Source organism: Roseateles sp. (assembly GCF_052436255.1).
Taxonomy (GTDB): Bacteria; Pseudomonadota; Gammaproteobacteria; order Burkholderiales; family Burkholderiaceae_C; genus Pelomonas.
This window is the reverse complement of sequence record NZ_JBQVNP010000172.1, coordinates 1-10094: the sequence shown is the minus strand read 5'-3', so window position 1 is coordinate 10094 and position 10094 is coordinate 1. Positions and strand designations below refer to the sequence as shown.

9 protein-coding genes are annotated in these 10094 nt (G+C 70.6%); 4 read left to right on the top strand and 5 right to left on the bottom strand.

Translation table 11 applies throughout. The features are described 5' to 3' along the window. The 4 genes from ACT6S0_RS24180 to ACT6S0_RS24165 form a co-directional block, all read right to left on the bottom strand. Window positions 1–1467: methyl-accepting chemotaxis protein (locus ACT6S0_RS24180; RefSeq protein ID WP_444766316.1), on the bottom strand; the 1467-nt coding region annotated here is incomplete at its 3' end. Between the two features lie 35 nt (window positions 1468–1502). Then, a complete protein-coding gene (locus ACT6S0_RS24175) occupies window positions 1503–2015 on the bottom strand; it encodes a chemotaxis protein CheW (protein ID WP_444766315.1) in 513 nt (170 codons plus the stop codon). A 150-nt stretch (window positions 2016–2165) separates the two neighbouring features. Continuing rightward, window positions 2166–2420: a hypothetical protein gene (locus tag ACT6S0_RS24170; protein WP_444766314.1), complete on the bottom strand. Its 255-nt coding sequence runs from the start codon at window positions 2418–2420 to the stop codon at window positions 2166–2168. After that, complete coding sequence (locus ACT6S0_RS24165) at window positions 2386–4692, bottom strand: FdhF/YdeP family oxidoreductase (protein ID WP_444766313.1); 2307 nt, start codon at window positions 4690–4692, stop codon at window positions 2386–2388. The genes ACT6S0_RS24170 and ACT6S0_RS24165 overlap by 35 nt, the downstream gene beginning before the upstream one ends. Before the next feature lie 158 nt (window positions 4693–4850). On the opposite strand from ACT6S0_RS24165, the gene ACT6S0_RS24160 reads away from it, so the two are divergent. The 3 genes from ACT6S0_RS24160 (at window position 4851) to ACT6S0_RS24150 (ending at window position 8215) form a co-directional block, all read left to right on the top strand. Continuing rightward, complete coding sequence (locus ACT6S0_RS24160) at window positions 4851–5231, top strand: hypothetical protein (protein WP_444766312.1); 381 nt, start codon at window positions 4851–4853, stop codon at window positions 5229–5231. Window positions 5232–5531: 300 nt separating this feature from the next. Next, the gene (locus tag ACT6S0_RS24155; protein ID WP_444766311.1) at window positions 5532–6875 is read left to right on the top strand and encodes a sigma-54-dependent transcriptional regulator; all 1344 of its coding nucleotides are present in this window, start codon (window positions 5532–5534) and stop codon (window positions 6873–6875) included. Then, window positions 6872–8215 carry a sensor histidine kinase gene (locus ACT6S0_RS24150; protein WP_444766310.1) on the top strand — a complete coding sequence of 448 codons (1344 nt, stop codon included), beginning with the start codon at window positions 6872–6874 and terminating at the stop codon, window positions 8213–8215. Before ACT6S0_RS24155 ends, ACT6S0_RS24150 begins: the two co-directional genes overlap by 4 nt. Here the strand turns inward: ACT6S0_RS24150 and ACT6S0_RS24145 are convergent. After that, window positions 8193–9167, bottom strand: a complete 975-nt coding sequence (locus ACT6S0_RS24145; RefSeq protein WP_444766309.1) for an AEC family transporter — start codon at window positions 9165–9167, stop codon at window positions 8193–8195. The two genes, ACT6S0_RS24150 and ACT6S0_RS24145, sit on opposite strands and share 23 nt — an antisense overlap. Before the next feature lie 104 nt (window positions 9168–9271). Between ACT6S0_RS24145 and ACT6S0_RS24140 the strand changes: the two genes are divergently transcribed. Continuing rightward, a partial coding sequence (locus ACT6S0_RS24140) for a hypothetical protein (RefSeq protein ID WP_444766308.1) occupies window positions 9272–10094 on the top strand: 823 nt, incomplete at its 3' end.

The following is a 10094-nucleotide window of genomic DNA, read 5'->3' as shown; positions in this document are numbered from 1 at the left end:
GTTCTGCTGCGTGACCTGGTCCATCTGGCCGATGGCTTCGCCCACCTGCGAGACACCGGCGCTCTGCTCGATGCTCGCCGCGGTGATCTCGCCCATGATGTCGGTGACCCGCTTGATGGAGCCGACGACGTCGGCCATGGTCGCGCCGGCCTGGCCGACCAGCGCATTGCCCTGCTCGACACGCTCGACGCTGGCGTTGATCAGGCTCTTGATCTCCTTGGCAGCCTCCGCCGAGCGGCCGGCCAGGCTGCGCACCTCGCCCGCCACCACCGCGAAGCCGCGGCCCTGCTCGCCGGCGCGCGCCGCTTCCACGGCCGCGTTCAGCGCCAGGATATTGGTCTGAAAGGCGATGCCATCGATGACGCTGATGATGTCGGCGATCTTCTTGGCGCTGTCGTCGATGGACTTCATCGTTTCGACCACCTGGCCGACGACGGCACCTCCCTTCATGGCCACTGCGGCGGCACTCTGTGCCAGCTGGTTGGCCTGCTTGGCGTTGTCTGCGTTCTGCTGGACGGTTGCGCCGAGCTGCTCCATCGAGGCCGCCGTCTCCTCCAGCGCCGAGGCCTGCTCTTCGGTACGCTGGCTCAGGTCCTGGTTGCCCTGCGCGATCTCGGCCGACGCCGTGGCCACGCTCTCGGAGTTGCTGCGCACATTGGCCACCACCTGCGCCAGGCTGTCCTGCATGGCCTTGAGCGCGGCCATGATGCTGGTGGTGTCGCCGGCGCGCAGCGCGATGGTGGCGCTCAGGTCGCCCATGGCCACGCCCTTGGCCAGGGCTGCGGCCTCGGCCGGCTCGGCACCGAGCTGGCGCGTCAGGCTGCGGGCCAGCCACAGGCCGATGCCGATGCCCACCAGCGCAGCCGCGCAGACCAGCAGCAGCATGACGTTGCGGCTTTGCTGGTAGATGTGCGCGGTGCGGTCGGACGCTGCCTTGGCGTCGCCTTCCTTGAGAGCAGCCAGTTCGGTCATGCGGCCGTCGATGCGGTTGGCGCGCTCTGCGAACTTGCCGAACAGGAACTGCGTGAGGTCCGTGCGGTTGTCCAGTTCGGCGGCCGCGATCATCGTGTGCAGCTCCTTGCCCATGCCGGCGTACTCGGTCCAGGTCTGCTCGATGTCGCTCAGCGCCGCCCGGCCCTTCTCGCTGACGAAAAGTGGGCGAGCCTGGTCGATGCGGGCCTTCAGCCGGGCCATGGAAGCATCGGCCTTGGCGAGGAACTCGCTCCGCTCGGCGGCAGACGGCGACAGGATCGCGCTGCGACGGTCACGCGCCACGTAGAGCAGGTCGATGTTGGCCTCCTTGACCAGCGACAGCGCCGTCAGCTCGCGGGCATACATGGTGTCGGCCTCGTCGTTGAGCTGGCTCATATTGCGGATGCCGATGGCGCTGACGACCGCACCGAACATGGTCACGAGGATGAAAGCGGAAATCAGCTTGGTGCTGAGCCTGACGTTCTGAAAGTTCATGGGTATCCCTGGATGGAAGGTTGAGCCGGGCGCGCTCAGGCGGCCAGGTCGAGCGGCGCGGCGACGCGGATCTCGGCCAGCAAGGCTTCGATGTCCATCAGCAAGACGCTGCGTGCGTCGAGGCTGGCGATGGCCACGAGGTGATGCTGGCCGGCGCCGCCGCACAGGGGCGGCATCGCGCGGATCTGCTGCGGCGACAGCGCCACCACGTCATTGACGCGATCGGCAACAACGCCGATGCGGCGGTCCATCAGGCTGATGACGATGACGACGGTGAATGGGTCAACGTCGGCTGCCACCAGGCCGAGGCGGCGGCGCAGGTCGACCAGGGGCACGATCTCACCGCGCAGGTCGATGACGCCGAGCACGTCGTCGCGCGCGCCAGCCAGGCGGGTGGGCCGCTGGTAAGAGCGGATCTCCTGCACGCATTGCAGCGCGATGCCGTACTCCTGCCCATCGAGGAAGAACACCAGCGCTTCGGTGACGCCGGGCCCGTCGGGGCAGAAAACCGCAGCAGGGGCGGCCGGGACGATTTGGAGATGGCTCATGTTGAACGCCCTGCAATCCGGACTGGCGTTGAGGTGCACCAATGCTAGGCACTCGAATGAGCGAGGGGTGGCCAGATTTCATGTGCTTTTGCACACAAACGCGCGCAAAAAGCTAACGCGTCAGTCAGCGACTTCTCGCCGGGCACTGCATCAAGTCAGGCCCCGGCCCACGAACGTGCGGCCTGCCGGCGTCAGCCGGGCCACCCAGCGGCCGGCGTCGTCGCATTGAAGTGCCACCCATCCCGGGCCCCGCACGCCGCCGATGACCGTGTCGCCCAGCGCCGTGGCGTGGCGCAGCAGCACGCTGACACGCTGGTCCAGCCGCTTGGCAAGCCGCGTCAGCGCCACCGGCTCGCCGTGCGGCGCAAGTTCATGCAGGGTCTGCAGCAGCAGTTCGGGCGACATGGGCCGTCAGCACGACAGGGATGGACTTGGACGTCGGTGTGCGCGCCGTGATGGAAAAGCTCTGCAGCGGCACCAGCGGATTGGTCTCGGGGTAGTAGCTTGCCAGGCAGCCGCGCGGGATGTCGTAGGCAACGAGCAGGAAGCGTTCGACGCGGCGCTGCTGCACCTCGCTGCTCGCTTCGTCGATGTAGAGACTGGTGATGTCCACCCAGTCGCCAGCCTTCATCCCCAGATCGCGGATGTCGTCGGCGTGGATGAAGACGACGCGGCGGTGGCCGTGCACGCCGCGGTAGCGGTCATCAAGGCCGTAGATGGTGGTGTTGTACTGGTCGTGCGAGCGCAGCGTCGTCAGCGTGAAAACACGCTGGTCACGGTGGCGCTCGGCCGCGCGGTGCACGGCCAGGTCGGTCGGCAGTGCATGGGTGCTGAACTCCGCCTTGCCACTGGCCGTGGCCCATCGGCGCTCGCTGGCCGTGTTGCGCAGGCGAAAGCCGCCGGGTGCGCTGAGCTTGGCGTTGAAGCCGGCGAAGTCGGGCAGCACCGCCTCGATCCTGTCGCGGATGGCCGCGTAGTCGCCGGCCAGCTGCAGCCAGGGCGTGCGGCTGTGCGTCAGCGTGGCGGCGGCCAGGCGTGCCACGAGCATGGGTTCGGACAGCAGATGCTCGGACGCCGGTGCATTCATGCCGGCGGACAGGTGCACCATGCTCATCGAGTCCTCCACGGTCACGCCCTGCGGCCCCGTGGCCTGCACGTCGATCTCGGTGCGGCCCAGCACCGGCAGCACCAGGGCCTGGCGGCCGTGCACCACATGGCTGCGATTGAACTTGGTGGTGATGTGGACCGTCAGCTCGCAGCGGCGCAGCGCACGCCAGGTGGCGGCGGTATCGGGTGTGGACGCCGCGAAGTTGCCGCCCATCGCGATGAAGACCTTGCCGTGACCGTCCAGCATGGCCTGGATGGCGCCCACCGTGTCCAAGCCCGGCTCGCGCGGCGGCACAAAGCCGAAGACCTCGCCGAGCCTGTCGAGGACGGCCGGCGCCGGCCTTTCGTAGATGCCCATGGTGCGGTCGCCCTGCACATTGCTGTGGCCGCGCACCGGGCAGGCGCCCGCGCCGGGGCGGCCCAGGTTGCCGCGCAGCAGCAGCAGGTTGACGATCATCTGGATGGTCGCCACCGAATGCCGGTGCTGGGTGATGCCCATGCCCCAGCAGATGATGGCGCGCTCGCTGGTCGCATAGATGTCGGCGGCCTGCTCGATCTGCGCGCGGGTCAGGCCGCACGCTTGGACCAGCGGCTCCCAGGGCTGCTCGCGCAACTCGGCAATGAAGGCCTCGAAGCCCGTCGTGTGTTCGGCGATGAAGGCCGCGTCGAGGGCACCCGCGTCGACGACGTGCTTGCACATGCCCTTGAGCAGCGCGAAGTCACCGCCCACCTTGAGCTGGAAGTAGTGGCTGCTGATCGGCGAGTCGCCCAGCGTGGCCATCTCGATGGCGTTCTGCGGGTCGGCGAAGCGCTCCAGACCGCGCTCACGCAGCGGGTTGAAGCTGACGATGCGCGCCCCGCGTTTGCGCGCCGCGCGCAGTTCGCCCAGCATGCGCGGGTGGTTGGTGCCGGGGTTCTGGCCGAACACGAGGATGCAGTCGGCCTGCTCGAAGTCAGCCAGCGTGACCGTGCCCTTGCCGACGCCGAGGGTCGGCTTCATCGCCGCGCCACTGGGCTCGTGGCACATGTTGGAGCAGTCGGGAAAGTTGTTGGTGCCGAACTCGCGCACGAACAGCTGGTACAGGAAGGCGGCCTCGTTGCTGGTGCGGCCCGAGGTGTAGAAGATGGCCTCGTTGGGGCTGGGCAGGGCCTGCAGCTCGCGGGCGATCAGCGCGAAGGCGGCGTCCCAGGTGGTGCGCTGATAGCGGTCGGTCCGGGCGTCATAGGCCATGGGCTCGGTCAGGCGGCCGGTGGCTTCGAGTTCGTGGTCCGACGCTTCGGCCCACTTGGCCAGCGTCTGCGCGCCGATGACCTCCGGCGTCGCCCGCCGCGCGGTGGCCTCCGCCGCCACCGCCTTGGCGCCGTTCTCGCAAAACTCGAAGGTGGAGCGGTGGTCGCGGTCCGGCCAGGCGCAGCCGGGGCAGTCGAAGCCGTCGGTCTGGTTGGCGTGCAACAGCGTCCTGGCGCCCTTCACGGCCGCGCCCTGCTCGTTGAGATGCTTGGCCACGCTCTTCAATGCGCCCCAGCCACCGGCGGGGCCGTCGTACAGCTCGATCTTCTGTTCGCTCATGGCGGGTCAGCCTAGCACTGCGCGCCGGTGTGGGCCCTGCCCGGCGGCGGCCGGGTGGCATCGGGGTCAGGTCGCCGAGCGGGGGCGGTGAGGCCGAAACGCCGGGCCGGCATGCTGATTGCCCCGTGGGTTACCCGTACTTCTACCGGAGACTCACCATGACCTTGCACAAACACCTTCTCGTTACCTTCGCCGTCGCCGCGCTGGCCACGACTGCAACTGCGCAGACCGCCACGACCCCCGTCGGGCGCGCGGCAAGCGCTGCTGTCACCCCCGGCGATCAGGACGTGGGGCGCAATCCGGGCAACCGCACCGGTGGACTGATGGGCAGCGACACCAATGCCGGCTCGGGATCGACGAACGCCGGCCGTGCTGCCAGGGCGGCCGTGACCCCGGGCGACCAGGACATGGGCCGCAATCCGAACAACCGCACCGGCGGTCTGATGGGTAACGACCGCACTGCGGCGGATGGCACGGCGACCACCACGTCGAACGGCTCCGAACTGGCCATGCGCGCCCCGCGCCGCGACCGCAACTGATCTGCGCGGCCAGACGATCGGCTGGCCGGAGACGGAACGCATCGGTAGGCAGTGCCGCAAGGCCTGCCGACCGTGTCTGCGTTCAAGCGCTTCGATCGTCCAGCACCGCCTTCGCGGCCGCCGTGATGCTCACCCATAGCGCCGTAGGGATTCGGCGCCGCGCTCGCTCGGCACGCCCCCGCGTGCGCCCCGCTATCCTGGATGCATGTATCGCCCCTGCGCCACCCTGGCTCCGTGCCGCCCCCGCTTTGACCTCGACCATTGCGCCCCTGGCCTGAGCCGGCTGGCGCCGCCGCCACCATGAGGCGCGTGCTCATCATCGACGACCACCCCGGCGTGGGCCAGGCGCTGGAGCTGCTGCTGTCCCTGCACGACATCGAGGCCAGCGTCGCCACCAGCCCCGAGGCGGGCCTTGCGCTGCTGGAGCAACGCCCCTTCGGCCTGGTCATTCAGGACATGAACTTCACCGCCGACACGACCTCGGGCGAGGAAGGCGAGGCGCTCTTCCGCGCCATCCGCGCCAGGCGGCCCGACCTGCCCATCATCCTGCTGACCGCGTGGACGCGGCTGGATGCGGCCGTGGCGCTGGTCAAGGCCGGTGCGGCCGACTACCTGGCCAAGCCCTGGGACGACGCCAAGCTGCTGGCCAGCGTGGAAAACCTGCTGGAGCTGGGCGAAGCCAACCACGAGATCGCGCGCCTGCACGAGGCGCGACGCGAGCGGCGCGCGGCGCTGGCGCGGCGGCACGACCTGGCGGGGCTGGTGTTCGCGTCCGACGCCATGCTGTCGCTGCTGGAGCTGGCCGGCCAGATCGCCGCGGCGCCCGTGCCGGTGCTGATCACCGGCCCCAATGGCACGGGCAAGGAATGCGTCGCCGCCTTCGTGCACGCCAACTCGACCGGCCGGGACGGGCCCTTCGTGGCCTTGAACTGCGGCGCGCTGCCGGCCGACCTCGTCGAGGCCGAGCTGTTCGGCAGCGACAGCGGCGCCTACACGGGCGCGGCCAAGGCGCGCGTGGGCCGCTTCGAGGCGGCGGACGGCGGCACGCTGTTCCTCGACGAGATCGGCAACCTGCCGCTGGCCGGCCAGGTGAAGCTCTTGCGCGTGCTGGAGACGGGCCAGTTCGAGCGCCTGGGCTCCAGCAAGACGCGCCAGATGCGGGTGCGCGTGCTGTCGGCCACCAACGCCGACCTGCGGGCGATGGTCAAGACCGGCGCCTTCCGCGAGGACCTGTTCTACCGCCTCAACCTCATCGAGCTGCGGCTGCCGGCGCTGGCCGAGCGGCGCGACGACGTGCTGCCGCTGGCCGAGCACTTTCTGGCCGGCCGCGCGCGGCTGAGCGACAGCGCGCGCGAGGCCCTGCTGGCCCACCGCTGGCCCGGCAATGTGCGCGAGCTGAAGAACGCCGTCGAGCGTGCGGCCCTGCTCTGCCAGGGCGGCGAGATCACCCCCGGCCTGCTGGGACTGGAAGACGCCGGCACCAATGGCGGCGGCGCCTGGCGCAACCTCGACGAGCCCAGCCGCGAGGCCGTCGTCGCGGCGCTGGCTGCGGCGGGTGGCGTCGTCAGCCGGGCGGCGACCCAGCTCGGCCTGTCGCGCCAGGCGCTGTACCGGCGGCTGGAGCGCTACGGGATCACACCTTGACCCGGCACCTGTCGCTGCGCGGCCGCGCGCTGCTGGCCCTCGGCGCGGCGGCGGTGGTGCCGCCCTTGGTCATCCTCGGCGTGCGGCGCCTCGGGCTGGATGCCGGCATCGCGCTGGCGGTGGCGGTGCTTGTCATGCTGCCCTTGATCGCCTGGCTGGCCGCCGCCTGGCTGGCGCCGCTGCTGAGGCTCACACGTGCGCTCGAAGGCGCCGTGCTGAGCTACCGCGACGGCGACTTCAGCCTCAACCTGACGCCGGACGGCCCGCGCGAGCTGATCGGGCTGACGCGCCTGCACGCCGACCTCGGCCTGGCCCTGCGCGAGCAGCGCCAGCACCTGGCGCAGCGCGAGCTGCTGCTGGACACCGTCGTGCAGAACACGCCGGTGGCGCTGGTGCTGACCGCCGCCAGCGAGCGCATCGCCATCGCCAACCTGGCCGCGCGCCAGCTGCTGGGCGACGGGCGCAGCCTGACCGGGCTGGACTTCCCCACGGTCATCGCCACGCTGCCCGAGACGCTGCGCGAGGCCCTCCAGAGTGATGGCGACCGGCTCTTCACGGTGACGCTGCCCGACGGCGCGGAGGAGACCTTCCACCACAGCACGCGCAGCTTCCGCCTGCAGGGCCAGCCGCACCGGTTGCGCCTGCTGCGGCGCATGACGCGCGAGCTGTCACGCGCCGAGGTGGCGACCTGGAAGCGCGTCATCCGCGTGCTGAGCCATGAGCTGAACAACTCGCTGGCGCCGATCTCGTCACTGGCCCACAGCGGCGCCGAGCTGGCGCGGCGCGGCAACACCGAGCGCCTGCCGCAGGTGCTGGCCAGCATCGGCGAGCGGGCGGCGCATCTGCATGGCTTCCTGAGCGGCTATGCGGCCTTTGCCAAGCTGCCCGCGCCGCGCCGCGAGGCGGTGGACTGGACCGGCTTCCTGAACCGGCTGGGCACGCTGGGTGAGTTCAACCGGGACGGCGAGCCGCCGGGCGAGCCGGGCTGGTTCGACCCGGCGCAAATTGAGCAGGCGCTGCTCAACCTGATCAAGAACGCGCATGAATCGGGCAGCGACCCGGACGAGATCGCGCTGCGGCTGACGCTCGCCGGCGGCGAGCTGCGCATTGAGGTACTGGACCGCGGCCCCGGCATGAGCGAGGCCGTGCTGGCCCAGGCCCTGCTGCCCTTTTACTCGACCAAGCGGTCCGAGCCCGGCTCAAAAGCCGGACAGGGCGGCACGGGCCTGGGCCTGGCGCTGGCGCGCGAGATCGCCGAGGCGCATGACGGCCGCATCGCGCTGGGCAACCGCGAGGGCGGCGGCCTGCGCGTGGCCATCACCTTGCCGCAGGTTCGATGAGAAGGGCGGCAAGCGCGCTGAACGTCACGAAGGCCAGCGCCGTCGACGCCAGGATGATGCGCGCCACACGGCCGTTGTCGGCGCCGTAGCGCTCGGCCAGCAGCGACACATTGCTGGCGCTTGGCAGTGCAGCGGCCAGCGTCAGCGCGACAAGCTGGCCGCCCGACAGTGGCGCGCCCATCCAGCGCACCGCCGCGCCCAGCGCGAACACGAGCGCGGGGTGCAGCAGCAGCTTGATGGCCGCCACCGGCAGGTAAAGCGCAGGCGGTGTCACGTGCCCGCTAGCACGGTTGGCACGGCCCGAGCGGCTCAGCACCGCGCCGATGGTGAACAGCGCCACCGGCGAGGCCGCGTCGCCCAGCATGGCGATGACCTTGGCCAGCGGCGCCGGCAGCGCGAGCCCGCTGGCGCCAACGATGGCGCCCAGGCCGATGGCCCAGGGCAGTGGGTTGGAGCCGGCCGCCTTGATCGCCTGCACGAAGGCCGCCCGGCCGGCCACCCCGCTGGTGCCGGCCTGGGCCAGGGCGATGCACAGCGAGCTGGTGATGAAGAGATCGGCCAGGATGGTGCTGACCACCGGCCCGGCCGCTGCCGAGCCCAAGAGCGCGACGATCAGCGGCACGCCCATGAAGCCGGTGTTGGGGAAGGCCGCCACCAGGGCGCCGAAGGCGGCGTCCTTCATGCCGACGCGCGCCGACAGCGTCGTGGCGATGGTGAAGAAGACGATCAGCAGCGCCGAGGCGATGTAGACGCCGAGCAGCGCGGGGTTCAGCAGCTCCAGCACCGGCGTGTCGCGCCCGAAGCGGAACAGCAGGCAGGGCAGCGCGAAAAACAGCACGAAACCGTTCAGACCGGGGATGGCGCTGTCGGGCAGCAGGCCGCGCTGGGCGGCCAGCCAGCCGCACAGCACCAGGGCGAAAAACGGAAAGGTCGTGGCGAGGACGGCAAACATCGTGGGCCGCGAGTATCGAGGGCGTGAGCGAATGCTCGGACGGTCGCCGCTTGTAACAACGGCGGGGTGGCAGCCCCCTGGGGTCACCCCTAATATGCCGCGCCATGCGCATGCCCAACCTTTCTCTACCGCCGCCGGCTGCCGCCGCTCCGCTGGAAGAAGGCCAGGCCATGGGCGTGTGGCGGCTGGTCAAGCCGCTGCCGGACGGCGAGCAGGCCCATGCCGGCCAGTGGTATAGCGCCCACCATGCCATGGCCACCGAGGCGCTTGCCGCCGTGCTGGTGCTGGACCGCAGCGACCACGGCGCCGGCGTCATGCTGCGCTATGCCGACCAGGCGGGCGACCTTGCCAAGCTGCAGCACCCGCACATCGCCGTGCCCAGCGACAGCGGCGTGACGCCGGACGCCCACCCCTACCTGATCGTCGAAGGCACGCATGGCGAGCCGCTGCTGCCGAAGCTGGAGCAGCTTGGCCTGCGCGAGCGCATCGAGCTGCTGGTGCAGCTCTGCGAGGCGCTGCGCTCGGCTCACCAGCAAGGCTGGCTGCTGGCCGAGATCGACCCCGCCATGATCTGGCTCGACCCGGCCGGCAATGTGCGGCTGATGGGCCTGGGCCTGACCAAGATCCCCGACCCGACCGACCCCTTCGACCGCGGCCTGAGCCTGGGCGCGTCGCCCGCCTTCATCGCGCCCGAGCGCCGCAACGGCGAGCCGCCCACGCTGGCCAGCGAGGTCTACGGCCTGGGTGCGCTGGCGCGCCTGCTGGTCTGCGGCTGGGAGGACACGCCCAAGGGCCTGGCGCCGCTGCGCGGCAGTGCGGGCGACCCATGGCCGGCGCTGAAGCAAGCCCAGCAGGTCAAGCTCGACACGCTGCTGCGCGCCGCCATGGCCGAGTCGCCGGAGCTGCGCACGCGCGGCGCCGAGGGCC

What these genes read in the sequence shown, in the direction of transcription:
- ACT6S0_RS24175 (WP_444766315.1), bottom strand. Translation starts at nt 2,015, where the DNA reads ATGAGCCATCTCCAAATCGTCCCGGCCGCCCCTGCTGCGGTTTTCTGC.
- ACT6S0_RS24170 (WP_444766314.1), bottom strand. Translation starts at nt 2,420, where the DNA reads ATGTCGCCCGAACTGCTGCTGCAGACCCTGCATGAACTTGCGCCGCAC.
- ACT6S0_RS24145 (WP_444766309.1), bottom strand. Translation starts at nt 9,167, where the DNA reads ATGTTTGCCGTCCTCGCCACGACCTTTCCGTTTTTCGCCCTGGTGCTG.
- ACT6S0_RS24165 (WP_444766313.1), bottom strand. Translation starts at nt 4,692, where the DNA reads ATGAGCGAACAGAAGATCGAGCTGTACGACGGCCCCGCCGGTGGCTGG.
- ACT6S0_RS24155 (WP_444766311.1), top strand. Translation starts at nt 5,532, where the DNA reads ATGAGGCGCGTGCTCATCATCGACGACCACCCCGGCGTGGGCCAGGCG.
- ACT6S0_RS24160 (WP_444766312.1), top strand. Translation starts at nt 4,851, where the DNA reads ATGACCTTGCACAAACACCTTCTCGTTACCTTCGCCGTCGCCGCGCTG.